General features: G+C 66.3%; 22 protein-coding genes and 2 pseudogenes. 9 read left to right on the top strand and 15 right to left on the bottom strand.

Annotation, left to right across the window (positions count from 1 at the left end; translation table 11 throughout):
• Nucleotides 1-66 precede the first annotated feature (66 nt).
• The 4 genes from JD292_RS00465 to JD292_RS00480 form a co-directional block, all read right to left on the bottom strand.
• Nucleotides 67-1080: a LysR substrate-binding domain-containing protein gene (locus JD292_RS00465; RefSeq protein ID WP_369411094.1), complete on the bottom strand. Its 1014-nt coding sequence runs from the start codon at nucleotides 1078-1080 to the stop codon at nucleotides 67-69.
• Nucleotides 1077-1433, bottom strand: coding sequence for an MGMT family protein (locus JD292_RS00470; RefSeq protein WP_200130776.1), 357 nt, complete (start codon nucleotides 1431-1433; stop codon nucleotides 1077-1079). Before JD292_RS00470 ends, JD292_RS00465 begins: the two co-directional genes overlap by 4 nt.
• 35 nt (nucleotides 1434-1468) lie before the next feature.
• Entirely contained in the window at nucleotides 1469-2191 is a 723-nt protein-coding gene (locus JD292_RS00475) for a VIT1/CCC1 transporter family protein (RefSeq protein ID WP_200130777.1), read from the bottom strand.
• 206 nt (nucleotides 2192-2397) lie between these two features.
• The gene (locus JD292_RS00480; RefSeq protein WP_233613106.1) at nucleotides 2398-4323 is read right to left on the bottom strand and encodes an ABC-F family ATP-binding cassette domain-containing protein; all 1926 of its coding nucleotides are present in this window, start codon (nucleotides 4321-4323) and stop codon (nucleotides 2398-2400) included.
• A 275-nt stretch (nucleotides 4324-4598) separates the two neighbouring features.
• Here JD292_RS00480 and JD292_RS00485 point away from each other — a divergent pair, with 275 nt between their 5' ends.
• Nucleotides 4599-5096 carry an SRPBCC family protein gene (locus JD292_RS00485; protein WP_369411095.1) on the top strand — a complete coding sequence of 166 codons (498 nt, stop codon included), beginning with the start codon at nucleotides 4599-4601 and terminating at the stop codon, nucleotides 5094-5096.
• A gap of 83 nt (nucleotides 5097-5179) precedes the next feature.
• A complete protein-coding gene (locus JD292_RS00490) occupies nucleotides 5180-5464 on the top strand; it encodes a hypothetical protein (RefSeq protein WP_200130779.1) in 285 nt (94 codons plus the stop codon).
• A gap of 25 nt (nucleotides 5465-5489) precedes the next feature.
• On the opposite strand, the gene JD292_RS12400 is transcribed toward JD292_RS00490, so the two are convergent.
• The 4 genes from JD292_RS12400 to JD292_RS00515 form a co-directional block, all read right to left on the bottom strand.
• A complete protein-coding gene (locus tag JD292_RS12400; protein WP_369411096.1) occupies nucleotides 5490-6836 on the bottom strand; it encodes a tetratricopeptide repeat protein in 1347 nt (448 codons plus the stop codon).
• A gap of 9 nt (nucleotides 6837-6845) precedes the next feature.
• Entirely contained in the window at nucleotides 6846-7250 is a 405-nt protein-coding gene (locus tag JD292_RS00505) for an SdpI family protein (RefSeq protein WP_200130780.1), read from the bottom strand.
• A 159-nt stretch (nucleotides 7251-7409) separates the two neighbouring features.
• The gene (locus JD292_RS00510) at nucleotides 7410-7622 is read right to left on the bottom strand and encodes a hypothetical protein (protein WP_200130781.1); all 213 of its coding nucleotides are present in this window, start codon (nucleotides 7620-7622) and stop codon (nucleotides 7410-7412) included.
• 103 nt (nucleotides 7623-7725) lie between these two features.
• On the bottom strand, nucleotides 7726-8094 hold the full coding sequence (locus JD292_RS00515) for a nuclear transport factor 2 family protein (protein ID WP_200130782.1): 369 nt from the start codon (nucleotides 8092-8094) through the stop codon (nucleotides 7726-7728).
• 176 nt (nucleotides 8095-8270) lie between these two features.
• Between JD292_RS00515 and JD292_RS00520 the strand changes: the two genes are divergently transcribed.
• Nucleotides 8271-8774 carry a tetratricopeptide repeat protein gene (locus JD292_RS00520; RefSeq protein WP_200130783.1) on the top strand — a complete coding sequence of 168 codons (504 nt, stop codon included), beginning with the start codon at nucleotides 8271-8273 and terminating at the stop codon, nucleotides 8772-8774.
• A gap of 47 nt (nucleotides 8775-8821) precedes the next feature.
• Here the strand turns inward: JD292_RS00520 and JD292_RS00525 are convergent.
• Nucleotides 8822-8938 (bottom strand): annotated as a pseudogene (locus tag JD292_RS00525) (LLM class flavin-dependent oxidoreductase); the annotation flags it as partial.
• Nucleotides 8939-8990: 52 nt separating this feature from the next.
• On the opposite strand from JD292_RS00525, the gene JD292_RS00530 reads away from it, so the two are divergent.
• Nucleotides 8991-9374 (top strand): nuclear transport factor 2 family protein, encoded by a 384-nt coding sequence (locus JD292_RS00530; RefSeq protein ID WP_200130784.1) that lies wholly within the window; start codon nucleotides 8991-8993, stop codon nucleotides 9372-9374.
• Here the strand turns inward: JD292_RS00530 and JD292_RS12055 are convergent.
• Nucleotides 9375-9494, bottom strand: a pseudogene (locus JD292_RS12055) (LLM class flavin-dependent oxidoreductase); the annotation flags it as partial. It lies immediately after the preceding gene.
• Between the two features lie 48 nt (nucleotides 9495-9542).
• Nucleotides 9543-10223: a recombinase family protein gene (locus JD292_RS00535; protein WP_200130939.1), complete on the bottom strand. Its 681-nt coding sequence runs from the start codon at nucleotides 10221-10223 to the stop codon at nucleotides 9543-9545.
• Between the two features lie 526 nt (nucleotides 10224-10749).
• On the opposite strand from JD292_RS00535, the gene JD292_RS00540 reads away from it, so the two are divergent.
• Nucleotides 10750-10935: a hypothetical protein gene (locus JD292_RS00540; RefSeq protein WP_200130785.1), complete on the top strand. Its 186-nt coding sequence runs from the start codon at nucleotides 10750-10752 to the stop codon at nucleotides 10933-10935.
• A gap of 220 nt (nucleotides 10936-11155) precedes the next feature.
• Here the strand turns inward: JD292_RS00540 and JD292_RS00545 are convergent, their stop codons facing one another.
• The 4 genes from JD292_RS00545 to JD292_RS00560 form a co-directional block, all read right to left on the bottom strand.
• The gene (locus JD292_RS00545) at nucleotides 11156-11827 is read right to left on the bottom strand and encodes a DUF6338 family protein (protein WP_200130786.1); all 672 of its coding nucleotides are present in this window, start codon (nucleotides 11825-11827) and stop codon (nucleotides 11156-11158) included.
• 670 nt (nucleotides 11828-12497) lie between these two features.
• On the bottom strand, nucleotides 12498-14144 hold the full coding sequence (locus tag JD292_RS00550; RefSeq protein WP_200130787.1) for an AAA family ATPase: 1647 nt from the start codon (nucleotides 14142-14144) through the stop codon (nucleotides 12498-12500).
• Between the two features lie 883 nt (nucleotides 14145-15027).
• Nucleotides 15028-15222, bottom strand: a complete 195-nt coding sequence (locus JD292_RS12405) for a GNAT family protein (protein ID WP_233613110.1) — start codon at nucleotides 15220-15222, stop codon at nucleotides 15028-15030.
• A gap of 286 nt (nucleotides 15223-15508) precedes the next feature.
• Nucleotides 15509-16561: an LLM class flavin-dependent oxidoreductase gene (locus JD292_RS00560; RefSeq protein WP_200130788.1), complete on the bottom strand. Its 1053-nt coding sequence runs from the start codon at nucleotides 16559-16561 to the stop codon at nucleotides 15509-15511.
• A gap of 125 nt (nucleotides 16562-16686) precedes the next feature.
• Between JD292_RS00560 and JD292_RS00565 the strand changes: the two genes are divergently transcribed.
• Genes JD292_RS00565 through JD292_RS00580 form a run of 4 tightly spaced genes read left to right on the top strand, consistent with a single transcriptional unit; the run spans nucleotide 16687 to nucleotide 20587 of the window.
• Nucleotides 16687-17253 (top strand): TetR/AcrR family transcriptional regulator, encoded by a 567-nt coding sequence (locus JD292_RS00565; RefSeq protein ID WP_200130789.1) that lies wholly within the window; start codon nucleotides 16687-16689, stop codon nucleotides 17251-17253.
• Nucleotides 17250-18338 (top strand): DMT family transporter, encoded by a 1089-nt coding sequence (locus tag JD292_RS00570; RefSeq protein ID WP_369411097.1) that lies wholly within the window; start codon nucleotides 17250-17252, stop codon nucleotides 18336-18338. The genes JD292_RS00565 and JD292_RS00570 overlap by 4 nt, the downstream gene beginning before the upstream one ends.
• A gap of 54 nt (nucleotides 18339-18392) precedes the next feature.
• Nucleotides 18393-19208: an ABC transporter ATP-binding protein gene (locus JD292_RS00575; RefSeq protein ID WP_200130790.1), complete on the top strand. Its 816-nt coding sequence runs from the start codon at nucleotides 18393-18395 to the stop codon at nucleotides 19206-19208.
• Nucleotides 19205-20587: an ABC transporter permease gene (locus JD292_RS00580; RefSeq protein WP_200130791.1), complete on the top strand. Its 1383-nt coding sequence runs from the start codon at nucleotides 19205-19207 to the stop codon at nucleotides 20585-20587. The genes JD292_RS00575 and JD292_RS00580 overlap by 4 nt, the downstream gene beginning before the upstream one ends.
• The last annotated feature ends 18 nt before the right edge of the window (nucleotides 20588-20605 follow it).

Consider the following 20605-nt stretch of genomic DNA (forward strand, 5'->3'; position numbering starts at 1 on the left):
GAACGTGTAGTGCGGGCCGGATCAGGGAGATACGCTGATCCGGCCCTCGCCGTTCCGCCCGGCTTCCTATTTGCGGCGGCGGGGCTTCTGCTGCGTCTTGGGCTTGGGCCGTGAAATGTGCTTCGGCTTCTTTTTTGACGCGGCGAGCTGAGCGCCACGCGACCCGGGTTTCGGTCCCGACTTCTTCGAGCTGGGCTGCGGCTTTCCCGCTCCGGCCTTCGGTTTCCGCGTGCCCTGCCCGGGAGCGGTTCCGGCGTCCGTGTCCGCGCCCGGCCGGGAACTCCTGGCGGTGCGCCCGCGCATGATGCCGACGAGCTGCTGCACGTCGGCGGCGTCGCGATCGAGCGCCCAGGTCGCCCAAATGGTGCTCTGGGCGAGTTCCGGTTCGCCGTGGAGGGCGAGGACGGCGTGCTCGCGCTTCGCCACGAGATGCCTGGCGAGGGGGAGCGGGAGCAGGATCGCGCCCGTCCCGGCTGCGACGAGTTGCAGGGCGGCCGCGGGATCACGTGGCTTCCACGAGGGGTCGGCCCAGGGTTCCGCCGCCGGCCACTCCGCCGAGTGATCGGGGTGGTCGAGGAGCGTGACGTCGCCGTCCGCGAGGTGCCCGGTGAGTTCCGCCGTCGTGAGCGATTCGAGCTCGGCGAGCTCGTGATCGGCCGGCACGACCAGGGCGAGTGCCTCCGTGTAGAGGCGGAGCGCGTGCCTGCGGCGGTCGTCGCCGCGCGTGCCCGCGGGGAACGCGCCGGGGGCCGCGCGCTCGATCATCACGTCGATCGGGGCGATCGCCGCGTTCGCGGGGTGCTGCTCGGCCGCTCCCGGGTCGGCGGCGTCGGCTGCGGCCTCGGCTGCCTGCTTCGCCGCGAGTGCTGCCCGCTTCGCGGCCGAGGCTAACTGGCCGCCCGAGGGCTCCCCGAAAGCCGTGTTGACGGCGCGGAGCTCGATCGGGCGTCCCGTTGCCTCCTCCCAGCGGCGGGCCCACTTGCTCGGGGCGATGCCGCGCGCGAATCCGAGCACGATCGCCGCGGGCGCGGGAGACGCTTCGGGCTCGGAGCCGGCCGGCCGGGTGTTTTCGGTGCTCACAGCGCAACGTCTCCAAAGATCTCGTGGGTGTAGGGGAGTCGCGCCGTCGAGAGCGCGATCCGATAGTGCTCGGGGTCGTAGACCCCGCTCGTCGGGTCCGCGCCGCGGAGGGGCGTCGACTCGTCTAGGTAGTGGGGGAGCGCGAGGCGCGAGTGCCCGCTCGGCGGCTCACCGCTCGCGGGCACGACCCGCCACCAGGGAACCGCGTGCCCGTAGAGCGCCATCACGCGGCCGACGGCGCGCGGCGCCTCCGAACCGATCGCGATCCCGACATCGCCGTAGGTCATGACGTGGCCCTCGGGGATGCGTCGCACGATCGCCAGGACGGCGTCGGCGAACTCGGGGCTGGGCATGCACCCAGACTAGAACCTCGGCGCGGTGCCGCGGATCAGCCCAGTGCCGAAACGCCGAGCAGTTTGCCGATCGTGTACGTCGCGGCGACCGCGACGCCGCCGAAGACGAGCTGCCGGATCGCGCCCATGACCCAGTTGCGGCGGGTGACGCGGGCGGCGAGGGATCCGGCGATGATCAGGCCGGCTCCGCCGAAGGCGAGCCCCCAGGCCAGGGTGCCGAAGCCGAACATGAACGGCAGGATCGGGATGATCGCGCCGACGCCGAATGAGAAGAACGAGGAGATCGCCGCGACCCAGGGCGACGGCTTCTCCTCCGGGCTGAGCCCGAGCTCGTGGGAAAGGTGGACCCGAACAGCCTGTTCGGAGTTGGCGTGGACCTGTTCCGCTGCGGTTTCGGCGATGTCGTCTGACATGCCGAGGCGCTCGAACAGAGCGGCGAGCTCGGCCTGCTCGCCCTCGGGATTGCGCGAGTGGGCGTCGCGCTCGGTCCGCACCTCGGAGTCGAGCTGCTCGTTGGCCGTGCGCACCGAGGTGTACTCGCCGAGCGCCATGGAAATCGCGCCCGCGATCAGGCCCGAGATGCCCGTGATGGCGACGACGCCCGGCGCGGCGCCCGCAGCTGCGATGCCCGCGATGAGTCCGACGTTCGACACGAGTCCGTCCATCGCGCCGAAGACGCTCGCGCGCAGCCAGCCGGAGCTGACGTCCGCGTGCCGGTGGTCGTACTCGTGCGGCTTCGAGATGTCGAAAGTAGTCATCGATCTTCCTGTTCGCTTGGCTCCCAGCAAGTCACCATAACAACTCGGGAACGCGAGAGAGAAGCCCTGATCGGACCTCGCGCGGGCGCGCTCGCGAGTTCGAGATGCCGAACTCGCGAGCGCGGTGTGCCGGACGGGATCGACCGGCTCGCCGACCCGGATCAGGCGTCTCGGCGACGTCGTGGACGAGCCGTGGCGCCCTTGGATCAGAGCGCCAGCGTTGCGCCGCTCCATCGGGTGCGAAACCAGCGGTCGTGGGTCGCGACGACGAGGGTCCCCGCATAGCTTTCGAGGGCGTCCTCGAGTTCCTCCACGAGGGTGAGCGCGAGGTGGTTCGTCGGCTCGTCGAGCAGCAGGATCGGCGGGGGATCGGCGACGAGCGCCGCGAGCGCGAGCCGGCGCCGCTGACCGACGCTGAGCGCCGCGACGGGGGTGCCGAGATCGCGCGGGGCGATCAGACCGCTCTCGACGAGGGGGCGTGCCTCGGCCCGCGCATCTCCGAGCGTGATCCGGTACCACTCTCCGGCCGCGAGGTGATCGCGATCGAACGTGACCTCCTGCGGCAAATACCCGATGCGACCGGCGGTTTTCAGCTCGCCCGTGTCCGGATCGAGCGCCCCCGCGAGGATCGCGAGCAACGTCGACTTGCCCGCTCCGTTTGGCCCCGTCAGCATGAGGCGATCGCCCGGCTCCAGTGTGAGCGAACGCGGCGCGAGCCGCCCGTGCTTCCCGATCTCCGACGCGATGATCGTGCCGGGGTGGAGCGAGCCGCGCTGCCGATCGCCTCGCGCCGCAGCGTCGGTGACGGCGGCCTCGGCGTCGGGAGCGATCCCCGCGAACGCGAGCGGCACCGGAGGGCGGCGCACCCGATCGCGCTCGAGCGCATCGAGCTTCACGCGGGCGCTTCGCGCGCGCCTCGCGGTGACCCGCGCGTCCTTGTCGGCGTAGAACTTCTTGGAGATCCGCGACTCGGATTTCGATTCGTGCTTGCGATTCACCTCCCGAGAACCGACCTCGATCTCGTGCACGAGCGCCTCCCGCTCCTCGAGTTCGCGCTCGTATCGCTCGTTCCAGCGGCGCAATTCCTCGCGGCGTTCGGCCCGCGCGGCGGAATAACCAACGCCCCACAGGCGCGGCGAATAGCCGGTTCCGGGGTCGTCGGTTGTGGGCCCGCCGAACGAATCGCCGTCGCCTGCGACGCCCGCGAGCGGCGATTCCTCCTCCTCCGCGTCTTCCGCGTCGGCGAGCGCCGACGCCGGGATCGGCAGCGGATCCAGGTCGAGGATCCGCGTCGCCACCGAGTCCAGCAGCGCGCGATCGTGGCTCACCAGGAGCACGATTCCCGGCCACTGCTCGAGCACCCGTTCGAGGTATGCGGCGGACGCGTCGTCCAAGTGATTGGACGGCTCATCGAGCAGCAGGGTGTGCGGGGCCGCGAGCAGGATCGCGGCGAGCGCGAGCCGCAGCCGCTGCCCGCCGGAGAGCTCCCCGATCGGGCGATCCTGCGCGATCCCGCCGAGCCCGAGACCCGCGAGCATCTCGCCGCGACCCGCCTCCGCGGACCAGGCATCGCTTCGCTCCGCCTCCTCGAGCGCGGCGGCGTAGCTCGCCGCGAGCTCCGCGTCGTCCGGCCGTTCGGCGAACTCCGCGCCGAGGCGCGCGATCTCATCGAGCAGGGCCACGGACTCCCGCTGGGCGTCCGCGATGACCTCGCCGAGCGTCGCCGTGTCGGGGTAGGGCAGCTCCTGGGCGAGCCGCCCGATCGTGCCGGGAACGGAAACGCGCCCGGTGTCGGCCTCGAGATCGCCGGCGATGATCCGGAGCAGGGTCGACTTGCCCGCCCCGTTCTCGCCGATGATCCCGATCCGATCGCCGGGCCGCGCCGTGAACGAGACGTCGCGGAGTACGCGGCGCCCGGGGTACGCGAAGCCGACGCCGTCGACGAGCAGGTGCTCGGCACTGGCGCCCGACCCGCCGCCGAACCCGGGGTCGGCGGCACGCGCGGCGGCGCGGCTCGCCGCGGCGAGATCCGGAGTCCCCGATCGGGGCCGAGACGGGGTGGTTTGTGTGGACGGGGAGTTTCCGGTGGTGCGTCCGGTGTCTTGCACCGTGGTGGTGTGCTGTGCTCGCATGGGCACCGCCTTTCGATACGAAAGTGAGGTCCCGCGGGGCATTGCCGGGCGCGCGTGATCCAGCCCTCGTGCGGCGACCGCGAACAGGCGGTGCGGAGAGGTGAGAAGCGACGACGCAGCGAACCGGCGCCTCAGGCGCGGAACGGGGCTGCGTTACTTGATCACACGGACGAGTGTACGTCACCGGGTGCGGGGGAACGCAAGTCCGAATTTCTCGGGGGAGATCAGGGCGTACGCTGGAGCGGTCGAGAACACCGCGAGAGGGGAGCACCATCGTGCAGGGAACCGGCGCACTCAGGAAGACGGCAGGCGGCGCGGACCTCGTGGTCCCGCGCTCGCTCGCGATGGGGATCGACGAGGCGTGGGCGTACGTGTCGGAGCCGCAGCTCACCGAGCAGTGGTTCGGGCCGTGGGAGGGCGACGGCCGCACGGGCGGCGCGATCCGCGTGCGAATGCGCTTCGAGGAGGGCTTTCCCGAGATGCCGATGAAGGTTCTCGCGTGCGAGCGGCCCCACCGCCTGTCGCTCGAGTCGGTTGGCGAACACGGCGGCTGGCTCCTCGAACTCCTGCTCGAGGAGGACGGCGAGGACACGCTCGTGACCCTGATCCACCACCTCGATGCCGATTCTCTCAAGGACGCCGGGGAGATCGGCCCGGGCTGGGAGTTCTACATGGATCTCCTGGTCGCCGCGACGGAGGGGACCGAGGAGCCCACGTTCGACATGTACTACCCGGCGCTCAAGAACTACTACCTGGATCAGGATCCGGCCTAGTTCGCTCGGCGCAGGCTCTGCATCCCGGTTGCGGGGCGGGCACATTCCTGTGGGAAAAACCCGCAGGGAACTAAGATTGGCCCATGACGCTCAACTTCGTGGTCGGTGAGACCGAGAAACACTCGGTGATCTTCGGCTATGACAAGTTCTTCGGCAGGGTCTCGCTGCTCATCGACGGCAAGCCCTACGCCGGCGCAATGATCTCCGGCAAGACCGGATCGCTCAAGCGCTGGGAGTTTGACGTCGGCGAAACGGAACGGCACCGCGTCCGTATCGAGAAGCGGCACGCGCCGCTGTTTGGGGCATTCTTGCCGCAGCCGATCGTTGCTTTCGTCGACAACCACCGCGTGGCCGAGGACACCGCGTAGCCTTCTGACTGCCGACGAGAGCGGCCTACTCGCCGTTCTCGGGTCTCGCCGCAAGGCTCTCCGCGTACGCAGCGACCGAGCGCCGGTAGCGGGGCAGCGTGGGGGCGAGCGCGAGCAGCGCCAGACGGAGCGCCTCGTCCGGCTGGCCCATGTCTCGCAGGGCGAGCGCGAGGAATGCCCGGTGAGCGTCCCCGACGGCGGCATCGCGATCAGGGGATTCCTCGAGTCCGCACAGGAGCGCAGCCGCCTCAGCCGCCCGACCAACGTTTCTGAGCGAACTCGCGAGCTGGATCACCGCCTGCGGCCGCCGTGCTCCGGCGAGGCCCGCGGCGAGCGCGGCCTCGTAGAGCGGGATCGCCTCCTCCTCGCGGCCGAGGAAGTCGTGGACCGACGCCCACTCGTAGACCCCGTCCGGGTCGTTCGGGCCGCGCTCGGCAACGAGCGGACGCAGTGCGTCGAGCGTCCCCGCCGGGTCCGCGTCGTCCGCGCGCTCCCAGAATTGGTCGATCCGCTCGTCCCACGACTCGCTCGCGACCCCGTGCTCGGGGGCAGGGTGCAGCGACGCGGGAGCGCCTGTCGGCCCAGGGGCGCCCGCGAACTGCCTGACTCGATCGAGCCAGTCGCTCACGAGCGCGCCGACGACGCTCGGCCGTTCGAGGTGGAGATTGTGTCCTGCGCCGTCGAGGGCGACGAAGGTTCCGCGCGGGTAGTGCGCCGAGGTGGCGAATCCGTCTTCGAAGCCGACGACCTGATCCTGCCGCCCGAACACGTGCAGAGCTGGGGCCGGGAAGGGCGCTGAGGCGTCGATCTCTGGGGCGTACGCCTCGGTGTAGCGCGCGCTGATCCGCTCCATGATCTCCTGATCGGAGGCGCGAAGCCCGGGGAGGACGCTCCGCTCGAAGGCCCGCAGCGTCGCCTCGCTGTGGACGACGGACATCTCCTCGTACTGCTCGCGCCAGTCGCCTGCGCACTCGAGGATCCGCTCGTCCCGCTGGATCACCCGGTGCTCCGGAAGGCGTCGCTGGGAGTGATCGCTCACGAATACGCCCGCGAGCGTTGCGAGCCCGATGCACTGGTCTCGCATGGCGTGCGCCGCGTGGCGGGCCACCATGGCGCCGAAGGAGTTCCCGATCACGGCGAACGGTTCTGAACCGATCTCCCGCGTGATTTCTGCGAGCGCCGCATCGGCGACGTCGCGTGGGCTCGTGGCCGATCGGTCATCCGACCCCTCTGCCCACGGCAGATCCAGATAGATGCGTCTCCACCCCGAGAGATCGGCGAGGTCTTCAAGCGGCTGCATGATGCGGTGATCGACGCCGAAGCCGTGGATGAGCACGAGCGGCGTTCCGGAACCACGTGAATCGATAATCACCGTTCCAGGCTACTCGGGAGGGGTGGGGCCTGCCGCACGCGCCGCGCGGTTCGCGGTGCGGGCGGAGACGAGGAGCCACGCGACCGCCCACGCGCTGGAAGCGAGGATGAGCGCCGCGATGATCGAGTTTGTGGCGTCCTCCGAGACGCCGAGCAGCGCGAGGGCGCCGCCGGCGGCCGCGAGAATCGCGCCGATGATCACGCCCCAGCCTGCGACGCTCATCTGCCTGCTGGCCGCCTTGTGTCCTGCGGCCCAACCCGCGTCCGATGCCAGGGTGATGCCCGTGCGGATGCCGACGAGGTGGTTGCGCGCGATCTTCCCGCGCTTGCTGGAGGCGGCCAACCACACGAGCGCGATCCCCGCGGCGAGCATGACGATGGCCGCGATCATCCCGACTACGACGCTTGCAGGCATGATTTCGAGCCTAGGTGAATGAGTCGGAGGCGTTGGAGTTCATGGGCAGAAGGCCCGAACCCTGCGCTCCGAACGCCTCGGTCTATGGTGTGATCGGGCCGCCTCTCGGTGAGGCTCAATCGGATGAAACCTTGCATTGCCGTGGTGAGGGATCGCAGCTCAGCGCATCGGCGCGCCGTGAGGGGCCGGCTTCGCCCGGTGCTTCTTGCGAGCGGCGAGGACTCGAAAGATGGAGCGCAGGTTCAGGAGCAGTGCTCCCAGCAGGAATGCATACGCTGCGCCGCGCAAGAATTCATTGCCGGTGGCGGCCAGGACGATCCCAGCGAGCATGAGCAGCGAGGTGCCGATCAGGGTCCAATTGGTCTTCCGCATAACGACACTATAAGTAACGAATCTTGAGGGACGGTGAGGATCGCGCCGGAGTTCCGATCGACCCTGCGCTCGCGCAGCGGCCTCGTGTGCGTCGCTGGCCGTGTTAGCTGAGGGCCGTCTGCTGATACAGGCACAGACGGATCTCCCCCTCGATTCTGCGATAGACGCTCGACATGATTGCTTCGAACGGCCCGGGGAGATCTTCGCGAGTGGAAGACGAGCGGTAGACCAGAATCGCCGCGTCCTCGCCCAGCGGGACCAGGCGGCAGTTGGTGATCTCGAAGGAGTCCCACCCGGGCAGTCCGTCCATGCCCGCGATCTCGGAACGGTTCATGATCGCCCCGTTGACCAGAACGAACAGCCCGTCCTCGGTCATGAGCGGGCCGTAGAAGCTGCCTCCCCGGGATTCGCAGAGAGACTGCCATCCGGCGGTTTCGAGCTCAAGAAGTTCGTCCATGCTGAGGGTGCTCATTCTTCGACCGTAGCAAGGAGCAGGGGCGCAGGCGGCTGCAGCGCTCTCGGAGCAGGCTCGAACGCTCGAAGATGCTGGCGAGCCGGTTGCCCGAGCCTCGCGTCGGAACAGGTCGAATAGCATGGGTCCGGTGCGAGCCTCCGGGTGGCGGCAGCTCCAGGGAATGAGGAACGGCAATGGCGCAGGAACTTCGGGCACAGCTGGACGAAGTGTTTGCCGCACGCGACCGGAGCAACATGGCTCCGACGATCGACGCCTTCTTGAACGTCCTCGAGCAGCATCCCGGCGACCCGGAAGCGCTGTACGAAGTCGGCGGGGCCTATGACACGGACGGGCAGGAAGCTGAGGCGGCTGGGTACTACCAGCGGGCCATCGAGGCCGGGCTGCAGGGAAAATGGCTCCGGCAGTGCTACCTCCAGTACGGAAGCACGCTCCGGAATCTTGGTCGGTACCCCGAGAGCTTGGCGCTGCTCGACGAGGGTCTGGCTGCGTTCCCTGACTCTGAGTCCTTGAAGGTGTTCAGGGCTCTCACGTTGCACGCGATGGGCAGCGTGGACGCTGCTCTCGGCTCGATGCTGGTTCTCGTCGCGGATCGCCTGCGGACTGACGAGATCCTCCGATACGAAGCCGCGATCCGCGGCAACGGCACCTACCTGGAATCGCGCGACGCGCAGGAGTAGGTGCCGTTGCGGCCGCGTGAGACGGCGTGGCCTTGCTACGCTGGGGGTCAGATCGCGTCTCCCTGCACAGGCCCCTCCGTGTTCGGCTTCCACCCCAGCGCCGGCGCGACGTGCTCCGCGAACGACTGCAGCACGTGCAGGTTGTACTCGGGGCCGAGCCGGTTCGACGCTGAGTCCATGTCGGGAAGACGGCGTTGCCCGTGATATTTTCTCCCCATGAATGCTGGTGCCGCTCTCCGCGGGTTGATGGTCGCGATCGATGAGCGTCGTTGGGATGAACTTCAGCGCTACCTTCACCCCGAATTTCTTTGTCATTTCGTGCATACAGGTGAGTCTTTTACCCGCGCCGAATGGATTCAATTCAATGCGGGATATCCAGACTTCGACCGTCTGGAGATTCAGGAACTCGTGGCGGCTGAATCTGAGGCAGTGTGCCGCTCACATGTCACGTGCCGAAGCGAATCAGGGCTGCTGCACTTTGCCTGCGCAAGCTTTGCGCGCATGGCTGACGGTCAGATTGTTCAGCTCACGGAAGTGTGGGCTGACATCGGGCAGCAAGCCCCTCCGGAGACCCGCGCTTCAGTTGCGAATCCGGCGTAGTTAGATCGCGTCTCCCTGCACAGGGCCCTCCGTGTTCGGCTTCCACCCCAGCGCCGGCGCGACGTGCTCCGCGAACGACTGCAGCACGTGCAGGTTGTATTCGGGGCCGAGCTGGTACGGTGAAGCAGTCGGCCAGGGACTCGACGGGAATCCAGCGGGGAGCGGTGCTCATGCTGCCTTCTTCGCTGCGCGTTCAGCGGCGACCTCTGCCCGCTTGGTGTACTTGTGATTGTCCTTGGGGACGTAGGCTCCCCGGCCCTTTACCATGCCGGGCACCTTCAGCACCGTGTACTTGCTCACTCTGACGTTTCGCTCATCCGGGAGTGCCTTGGTGATCCGCTGCGCTCCCCATCCGAAGACCTCATGCCGTTCCTTGATCCACTCCACATCGCGGGATGAGAGCTTGGGGGTAGGGCCGAGAGGAACGTCGCGCTTCCGCAGAGCCTCCAGGGACTCCCGCGTACGCTCTGCGATCCGCTCGCGCTCCATCGCCGCGACAGCCAGGAGGATACGGATCAGGAGCATACCTGCCGCGTTGTCAGGTGTTGCCCGGAGCACGCTCTCTGCGAGGGAAGTGAGGCAGCCATCGATCTTGTGGAGTTCCTTGATCTTCTCGATGGTGTCCTCCGGGTCACGGCCCCAGCGATCGAGCTTCGACACCACGACTTCCACCTGCCCGTCGTGCTCCTCGACGAAGGCCATGAGCTTCGCCATCTGCTCGGAATGGGTGTTGACCGTGCCGCTGGTGCCCTTGCCCACGAAGATGTCAGCCTCCGCTACCCCGTAGTCGATGAGCTGCTGCGTCTGTGCTTCGAGGCCGAGTTCCTGTTCCTTGGTGTTGACCCTGATTTAGCCGATCCTCTTTATGATTTGCTCCTCTGATCTGGGATTTTGCGTGATTCTTAGCAACCACAAATATTCATATCAATAGGGCTGCTGAGTGGCGAATCCTTCACGGTGGTTGCCAAACGCTCGAATAAATACCACCCACAACCGAAGCACTCAGAACGAAGAACCAGGAGTACCCGAGGCCGTCGAAGGACGGCTTCGGCAGCAGAAGGACGCTCCAAGCAGAACAGCAACCACCCAACGGAAAAACAGGCAGCCTGGAGCGTCGAAGGCTGCGTGCCCGCAGGCGACGTTCTTCCCGAATATGGCCCTTCCTGCATCACGTTCCAGAAAGCAGCCTCCCCAGAGAAGGTCGACAGCAAGCGCCCGAGGCGGGCGCTACAGCAGCGATGAGAGCAGGGCTGGAGCCTGCGCGCTCAGGAACGAAAAAGAGGGATCCGGCAGGGCAGGAACTTTCGCCTCACTCGGAGAGCACAGTGCGAGATATGATCGGCTCATCAGATCAGCAGTGACCGAGGAGAGACCGTTGGCAAAGAACACAGGCGATGGCTTCCGTCGGGGGCAGGTTACAGACCGCTACCAGCAGTACAACCCGGAAACCGACCGCTATGACAAGTACGATGGCGACGCCAACTACATCGACTCGAAGGTCACTGAAGGCCCCTACAAGGGAATCGAGGAGCGGACACCTAAGAAGCCGCCAAGAAGTTGATCCCTCCGGGGCTCCGTGGAAATCGAGTTCGCTTGACGAGAGTGCTACTTTCCAGACTTCTTTTGAGCGCCTGAGTTCCCTGCACCTCCGGACGGTGGCTTAGGCGGTGTCGTACCGGTGCGAGAGGGGCGAGCGCTTTCTTTTACCTGAGTGGGGTGAAGTGCTCCAAACTCACCTGTGCGACCGGACCCGCTTGAGCTTCCCTTGTTCTCTGCCATCTTCATTCCTCCGCTTTCAGCCACTCGACCACCGTGTTGTCATTCACTGAGATCCAGATCCCGTTGGTTCCCTCAACCTTTTCGATAAACTCACCGGTCGGACTCATGTGGTACTCCTCTTCCAAGAAGAGATCCCTCGCCAGGGGGTATGCGCCCATTGCTGAGTTTATTCCGTAGAGGCCGCCAGAGTACGTTCCGTCTTCAAGGCGAACCCGCACGAACTGTTGTTCCTGTGCTCTCGCTCCAGCCACCTCCCACGCCCTCGGCTCAGGATGCCTGCCTCTGCGCTTGCGTCGAGGCAACCATACGGTCTTGCCCCAGATCTTCGTCGAGCGAAACCCGATCTTTGCTGGCACGACAGCGCAGAGTGCGGGAATGACCATCAAGAGGGTCGCGACGGCCACTGAGCTGAGTTGTGGGTGCATGCTTGACAACGACGCGAGCGCGTCACCGCCCAGGTCGGTGAAACGCCAACCGAGGAAGAAGACGCCCAGCAGCACGTACAGAATAAGAAAGAACAGGCTGGCATAGAGCGCATCGAGTATCCGCGCGCCGGTTCCGTAATCAGCTTCTCGTGTCCCGAGGTACCGGCGCTTCACTGTCGCGTAGGTGAGTCCTGGAATCAAGATTGCGATACCGATGAGGATTTCCAGGTAGCTGCTGGGAAGACTCAACCTGACTCCTGGTGTCGTGACGGACCTTCATGGCCAGCGTAGTGCAGCGAGGTCGAGCGATGTGCGGGAGGTGCAGGTGCGCGCACACCTCTTCAGAAAAAGAAGAGATCAGGCCGCAGGAGGTTGGCAAGTTGGCATAGTTGTATCTTGACCCCACCTGACAGCCGCATCGTTGCGAACTGTCTTTCATGCGGGGGCGGCAGCGCGTCGGTCTCCTCCTACCGGACCCTCAGCCGAAGCCGAGCCTCCCAGCCTTGCGGTGCTCCAGGGAGAAAATATCTCAACCGGTCGGTTCCTTAGCGCCCGTTCGTTCCCTCTTAGGCGGTGCCGTCTACCTGTACCTACAACCTGCCGCGGTGTAGATGTCTCTGAAGCCTGGGAAGGCGAGGTTTTCCACCTGATGAGGATTGCGTACCTCACCGACACTCTTCATCCCAGCAGCCCAGTGAGCGGTTCCGTCGGCTTCTCACGGCCTTCCGTACTTCGCTGTTTGGCTAACCTCGATCACCCTCTCATGGGCACAGCAGCTCATATCGAAGCAAAAGCAGAAAGCCCCGGAAGAAGGATTCCGAGGCTTTCGCTACACGCGGCAAGTTGCGAGATCACCAAATCGAAACCCTAGTTTCATTCGCCGAAGACCGATTCTACGCCGGGGTAGAGCTGCGACACGTCAGCTCCACTCGGGCGAGCCCGCTTCTCCGAAGATATCTTTCGAGAGCTTGGCGGCTAACTCCGGATTCTCAGTGATTGTAAGGAGGGCCGCTTTCTCGTAGCGTGTGATCGATAAGAACAACAAAGCCCTTGCAACTTGAGCGCGGAAGCTCGTGTCTCTGACGGGCACCTTTCGAACGAAAGCCTCGTAGTCGTTGTTCTGCTTCGCTTGTTCGAGTTCCTGCAGGATACCTGGGTAGGGCGTAGTGAGCGTGAGGGTGATCTCATCCTCCCCGACCTCATCGGGCATCTCCGAGAGCAGCTTTCGAGCGACCTCATCCTTGGCGAGTTTCTTCGCCAGTCGCTGGAGTGTCTGGCTATCGGAGAGCGCGTCGAGTCCAGCCTGCTTCGCGGCTCGCACAAGCCCGGATACTTCTTCACCTTGCGCGTCAGCTTGCTTCTTAGCAACGGCCTCGATCACGTTCGGGAGATAGTAGAGGTTCTCAACTTCGCTGACCGGAAGCACAAAGATGCCCTTCGCGGCAAGATCTGCACGTTCGGAATCGGAACGACCGTCGCGATCTACGAGTCCCCTTGAATCCACCCAGTGATGTTCTTCGCTCTTGCTGAGACCCCCTACGCTTCGGATGACAGACTCGCAGCTCCCAGCAGGAACGACCGTCCATCCGGGAAGTAGCGTGCCGTAGAGCGGGAAGTCCAAACTTCCACTCGTTCCCTCTACGAACAGAATGCGCCGACGGCCACCAAGGATTGCTCGTTTTGCTTCGTCAGTGATCGGTGATTCGGGAGAGATCCGTTGCAACGACCAATGGGTTGCGTCGTTGCCCGACCATTTGACGCCGAGCGCGCTGAGGACTTCTCCAGGCCTCGTGCTAAGGGTCACTGCGAGATCAAGGTCATGGGTGAGAACGATAAACCCGCAGTCTGGCCGAGCTTCGATCAACGCTTCGATCAGGGAGGCCGAGATTGACCGGTGCAGATGACGTTCTGGCTCATCGAGCATGATGACTGCGTTCTCATGAGCAGCCAACACCTCCGCAGCTAAAAGGAGAGCGCTCCTCTCGCCGTCAGACATCTGTGAGATGGGGTAATCAACCCCCAACGTCCGATGCTGCGCGGTGAAGGTTTGCTGGTCTGAGGTCGCAATGGAGACATTCAGGCCAGCTTGTTTGAGGACCGCGTTCAGTGATTCGAAAAGCCGTTGGCCAACCTCGGTAACTATCTCTTGGCTTGAAACGCCCGCATATGCAAGTTCAGCAATCCGATGATCCTCAGCATGTATCCGTCCCATGAGGTCGAACAGCGCAATATCCGCCCGCTGATGATCTACGTGATCTAGGTATCGCGACTCTAATGATCGATCCCAGTGCTGCATGTTCATTGCCACATTTTCACGATCCGCGGCGCTTATCGATGCGCCTGAGTTCTGAAACCATATCTTTCGCTGAGCGAGTACGCGCCGGAGCACGCCATCGGGAGTGTTCGACGCGATCCAGGTCGCTAACGCGGACTTTCCGGCACCGTTCGCGCCGACAACCGTGATGACTTCTCCGGCTCTTGCGTCGAGGTGGAGAGCGCCGTCATCGGACAGTGGAATGTGCCATGAGGCGAGCGTGGGTGGCTGCTCTTGGGGAGGCTCCTGCATACCAATCAATCCTACTGGTGGGGCTTGCCTCGGGTAGAAGGGTGGACTCGGCCAGTTCTTCCATGGAAGGCCGGTGAGCCACTCCGAGAGTTTCACAAAAAAGAAAACCACTCCCGCACTGTTCCGCCGTCTGCTGCGGGCGGCCTCGCCTCCCGCTGCTCCTTGCTCCTACTCCTTTGATTGGTGGTAAGCCAGCAGATCATTCTGCTGGGTGAGGCTGCTGAGTGAAGGTGCCAGTCTCTGATGGCAGCTTCCAGCACTCATCGTGCTGTGGCAGATGAACTGACCTCGACAGTTGGGAAGGCGTCGAGCGCTCAGTGGAGTGTGCGCACACTCCCGTAGCTCCAACTGGGCGGTGTCGCAGGTGGCTACTCCCCAGAGGTGTTCGCACACCTCTGGCAGCACCAGTGCCTGCCGGCACTGCTGCAGAAAGGCCGTTGGAAGATTGCAGGCAATGCTTCCAGCACCCCTCCTTCCTTGCAGCGCTGCTGACAGCCGTAGACCGCGAGAGCGGGCTACCGGGAGTGCCAGGCGGGTGTTCGGTCACGCCTACCGCCAATGTCGCGGCAAGGAGTGGCGCTATTTTTCGCAGGAGCGTGTTCTAAGGGAACGGGAACTGTCACTGAAGTCGGGATTCGTGTCTTCACAGTGCTGTCGCCGCTCATTTCGATGCTGAGCGGAGTGTTGTAGCTGCCTGTCTCAGCGCCGATCTACGTTCTAACGATCGATGATGCGCGCTGGTCGAGTTGGTGCCTGAGAACTGATCCTCAGCGTGATGAGGGGTATGGGGGCTGATTCTTCGACCACGCATCGCTGCCTAGGAGTCGACCTAGCAGTTCTAATAGCAGTACTACATCGCTCGTCTGGCGCTGTGGGGGTCGACTCAGGCCGGAATCTCTAGATGAAGGAGCGGATGGGGGCGGCCATCGCCGTCGAGTTCGCTCTTGCCTACCTGCACGAAACCTTGACGAAGGTAGAAGCCAAGCGCTCCCGTGTTCTGTTCGTTGACATCGACCTTGGTCACACCGTGCCGCGCGATGACCTCGTCGAGCAGCGCGGTACCAATCGCCATTGCCACGGGCGAAGCCTGAGACGAAGAGCATTTCGAGTGACCCCTCGGAGACTCCGGCGAAGCCCACCGGTCCATCATTGGTATCGGCAACAAGTATCGATACGGCCGGAAAATACGCGGAGATCAGACTGGCTTCGATGCGCTCGAAATCAGACTCATCGAGAAAGTCATGGGTTGCGCGCACGGCGCTGCGCCAGATTTCTACGAGCTCCGGATACTCTGTCGAGTCGTTCGATGGGCGGATGAAGAATCGAGGAGACGGATCGTTCACCGATCAATCATCGCATCGCTCTCATAAGATCGCGTATCCCTCGACTGGGCCTTCGGTGTTGGGCCTCCACCCAAGAGCGGGAGCCACATACTCGGCGAACGACTGCAGCACGTGCAGGTTGTATTCGGGGCCGAGCTGGTTCGGGATCGTGAGCATGAGGGTGTCGGCGGCCATGACGGCCTCGTCGGCCTTCAGCTGCTCAATCAGGCGATCCGGGGTGTCGGCGTAGGTCTTCCCGAAGGTGGAGCGCATGCCGTCGATGATCCCGATCTGGTCCATCGATTCGCCGGAGCGCAGCCCGAAGTACGCCTGGTCCTCCTCCGTGATCAGGGGGAACACGCTGCGGCTCACGGAGACTCGCGGGCTGCCGGTGTGCCCGGCCTCCTTGTAGGAGGCGCGGAAGGCGTCGATCTGCTTGCGCTGCAGGATGTGCAGCGGCTCGCCGGTGGCCTCGGTGAGGAGGGTTGAACTCATCAGGTTGAGTCCCTGCTTGCCGACCTGCTCGGCGGAGGCGAGCGACCCGGCGCCCCACCAGATGTGGTCGCGCAGCGTGCTGGAGCGCGGTTCGATCGCGAGGTATCCGGGAGGCGCCATGTGCGGGTCGGCCTCGGCGAGACCCTCGCCGTCGATTGCCCGCAGGAACAGGTCGAACTTGTCGCGCGCGAGGTCGGCGCCGCGGGGGTCCTCGGAGCCCGTGTAGCCGAAGGTCTCGTAGCCGCGAACGGCGGTCTCGGGGGATCCCCGGCTCACGCCGAGGGCGAGTCGGCCGTCGGAGATGAGGTCGAGCGCGGCAGCTTCTTCTGCCAGGTAGAGGGGGTTTTCGTAGCGCATGTCGACGACGCCGGTGCCCACCTCGATGCGCTTCGTGCGCGCCGCCATGGCGGTGAGGAGGGGGATCGGCGACGCGGCCTGGCGCGCGAAGTGGTGGACGCGCACGTAGGCGCCGTTGACGCCGATCTCGTCGGCGCCCTCCGCGAGCTCGATGGTCTGCTTGAGCATGTCGCCCGCGGTGCGAACGCGGGTGCCGGGAACGGCTCCGTAGTGTCCGAAGGAAAGGAATCCAAAAGCTCTCATGATCAGTCAAACGCCCCGATCCGATTTATATTCCTGCGCATGCAAGTGGATTTGGCGGGGCAAGACGTGACGGATCCGGCTTTCATGGGTAGACTGATCTACCTAATAACACGAGGGAGTCCCCGATGGCACGAGTATCCGCCCGCGACCGCCTGCTCGCCGCCGCCGAGCGGCGCTTCTACAGCGACGGCGTGAATGCGACCGGGATCGATGCGATCACCGCCGAGGCCGGCGTCGCCAAGATGAGCCTGTACAACAACTTCGCCTCGAAGGCGGACCTCGTGAGTGCCTATATCGAGCACAGGCACACCGAGTGGCTCGCCCTGCTCGACGCGCGCACGGCGCTCGCCGCAAACGATCGCGACCGCGTCCTCGCCGTGTTCGACGCCTATCTCGACCACGCCAACGACGACTATCCGAACGGCTTCCGCGGCTGCGGTCTGCTGAACGCTGCGGCCGAGTTCCCCGCGGGAGATCCCGGTCGTGCGGCGGTTCGCGCGCACAAGGAAGAGGTTGAGCGGATCCTGATCGAGCGGATCGCCCCGATCGCCGGTCCGGCTGCTGCGCCGGGTCTCGCGGAGCACTTTAGCTTCCTCCTCGAGGGCGCCGTCGCCCGCGCGGGGCTCGCGGGCTCGCCCGATCTGCTCCTGCGGGCGCGCGGGATCGCGGAGCGCATGCTGGAGGTGGTGTGAGCGCCGCATCGCGGCCCGCTGCGCGCCGCGACCTGCCCGTGCCCGCTGCCGAGTCAGCGTCCGCCGCCCTGTCCGCGCCCGCCAACGTACTCGCACCCGCGGACGTTCCAGCGCCCCGCGGCACGCCCTCGCCCCGCGCCGGCGTCCTCGCGATCCTGATCGCCTGCCTGCTCTGGGGCACGACGGGCACGGCGGCGACGTTCGCCCCGGAGGTCGGGCCGCTCGCGATCGGGGCCGCAGCGCTCGGCATCGGCGGACTGCTGCAGGCGGCGATCGCGATCCCCGCGCTGCGCCGTGAGCGGGGCAGCCTCCGCGCCAGAGCTGGCACCGTGGTGGCGGGCGCGATCGGCGTCGCCGCCTATCCGCTCGCGTTCTACAGTTCGATGCACCTGGCGGGCGTCGCGATCGGCACGGTCGTGTCACTGGGCTCAGCGCCGATCGCGTCGGGCCTCCTGGAGGGAGTGCTCGAGGGGCGCAGGCCGGGGCGCTCGTGGCTGCTCGCAGCTGCGCTCGGCATCGGGGGATGCGCGCTGCTCTGCGGGGCGAAGCTCGCTGACGAGCCGGCCGAGGCCGGCGGCGTCGTGTCCGGGGTGCTGCTGGGTCTGCTCGCTGGCGCGTCGTACGCGCTCTACTCGTGGAGCGCGGCCCGGCTTATGGGGCAGGGGGTGAGTCGTGCGGCGGCGATGGGGGCCGTGTTCGGTGGCGGGGGCGCGCTCCTCATGCCGGTGCTTCTCGCGACGGGGGCCCCGCTGCTCGCGTCCCCGCAGGCGTTCGCGGTGGGGGCGTACATGGCGATCGTGACGATGTTCATTGGATACCTCCTGTTCGGTTTCGGGCTGACCCGGGTGAGCGCGAGCACCGCGACGACGCTGACGCTCGTCGAGCCCGCGATCGCGGCCGTGCTCGCGGTGCTGGTGGTGGGGGAGCGGCTGCTCCCGATCTCGTGGCTCGGCATGGCCGGGATCGCTGCCTCGCTCCTCGTGCTCGTGCTGACCCCCGCCCCGAGGACGCCCGCCGCGGCCGTGGCGCCCGCTGGCCCCACGGTCCCGCTGGCCTCCGCGACGCCCGGTACCACGGGACCATGATCCGGGTACCCAAGGAGGATTCAATTCCACCGGATCAGCCGTAATTTCGGTGGCATGGATATTCAGCCGAGCGAAATGGGCCTGGTCGCGCGGGTCGCACATCTGAGCAAGCGATACGGAGCCGGCGACCACGGGGTCGTCGCGCTGGACGACGTCTCCGTCGGCATCCGCCGCGGGCAGTTCACCGCGATCATGGGGCCGTCGGGATCCGGGAAGTCCACGCTCATGCACATCATGGCCGGGCTCGACACCCCGAGCGACGGCCGGGCCTGGATCGGCGACGACGAGATCACGGGGCTGGGGGATGTGCAGCTCACGCGGATCCGCCGCCGCCTCGGCTTCGTGTTCCAGGCCTTCAACCTCGTCCCGACGCTCGACGTGCGCGGCAACATCCTGCTGCCGTTCGAACTCGGGGGCGTGCGGCCCACCGCGGAGGATGAGCGCAGGATCGACGACGTGATCGCGGCCCTCGGCCTCAGCGAGCGCGTGTCCCACCGGCCGCACGAGCTGTCCGGCGGCCAGCAGCAGCGCGTCGCCATCGCACGCGCGCTCGCGAGCAATCCGTCCGTGATCTTCGCCGACGAGCCGACCGGCGCCCTCGACACCCGCACGGGCCGCGAGGTGCTCCGGCTCCTCCGCTCCGCGGTCGACTCCTCCGGGCAGTCGATCGCGATGGTCACGCACGATCCGGTCGCCGCGAGTCACGCTGATCGAATCCTCTTCCTCGCGGACGGCAGGATCGTGGCCGATCAGGGCGCGATGACCGCCGAGCAGATCTCCGCAGCGATGCTGCGCCTCGAATCGGGGGCGGCGGCCGGCGCGGCGGCCAGCGCGGCAGCGCGCCCGGTTTCGACGGGAGCGCACGCATGACCGGCGCGGCGCGCGACCACGGCGCGACGATCGTCGTCTCCGCGCTCGCGAGCGCGTTCTCGGTGGCGCTGATCCTGCTCACGAGCGTGATGTCGGCGGCGATGGACGCACAGGGCCTCGAGGGCGGTACCTTCCGCGTGCTCCTGCTCATCGTCTCCGGCCTGTTCATCCTGATCGCGCTGTATGTCGGCGCGATCGTCACCGCGAACACCTTCGCGACCGTGATCGCGGGAAGAACGAGGCAGATCGCGCTGCTCCGCCTCCTCGGCGCCACCTCCTCGAAGGTGCGCGCCAGGGTGGCAATCGAGGGACTGTTCGCGGGCGCCGTCGGCGCGACGATCGGCCTCGTCATCGCGGTCGGCCTCGTCGCGTTCGTCGCGCTCGCCGGCCCCGGCTTCGGCTGGTTGCCGCGGGGAGAATACCCCCTCTTCGACCCGCTCGCACTGGTCGCCGTCGTTGTCGTCGTGGCGACGACGTGGATCGCCGCCTGGTCGGGTTCACGGCGCGTCGCCGGCGTCTCGCCGATCGCGGCCACCGGCGCAGCGGTCGAGCAGAACCAGGAAGAAAGCCGGTCCCGGCGCAGCCGCTCCGTGTGGGCGCTCATCCTCATGATCCTCGGCGCCGCGATCCTCGCGGTGGGCGTGTACCTCGGAATGGTCACGGCGCTCGGGCTCGTTGTCGCCTTCTTCGGCGGGCTCATCTCCTTCACGGGTATCGCGATCGGCGCGCACCTCGTGATGCCCCCGGTGCTCCGCCTCGCAGGCCGGGCGCTCGGGAGCGGACCCGCGACGAGGATCGCCGTCGCCAACGCCGAGCGGTACCCCGAGCGCACCTCCCGCTCCGCGATCGGGCTCGTGATCGGCGTCACGCTCGTGACCATGTTCTCGGTCGCCCTCGCCACCTACGAGCAGATGACGCTGGCCATCTTCGCGGACGAGCCCGACGTCGCCGCCGAATACACGAGCGCTCTCGCCATCACCTCGCTCATCTGCACGGTGCTCGTCGGCTTCTCCGCGGTGATCGCCTCGGTCGGCATGGTGAACACGCTGTCGCTCGGCGTGCTGCAGCGCACGCGGGAGCTCGGGCTGCTGCGCACGCTCGGCTTCACGGGCCGTCAGGTGCGCGGCATGGTCGTGGCGGAGTCCGCGCAGATCACGCTCGCGGCCCTCGGGCTCGGGCTCGTGCTCGGCATCGTCTACGGCTGGGCCGCGGCGCAGTCTCTGCTCGGGGAGCAGGTCGGCCTCGTGGGCCCGACCATCCCCTGGCCGGTGCTCCTCGGCGTGATTCTGTTCGGGATTGTGCTCGCCATCGGGGCTTCTGTCGCACCCTCCCGACGAGCGGTGCGCATCGCTCCCGTCTCGGCTCTCGCCGCCGACTAAGCCACAGGCCTCTCCGGG

This window comes from Leucobacter edaphi, from assembly GCF_016522535.1.
In the GTDB taxonomy this organism is placed as follows: domain Bacteria; phylum Actinomycetota; class Actinomycetes; order Actinomycetales; family Microbacteriaceae; genus Leucobacter; species Leucobacter edaphi.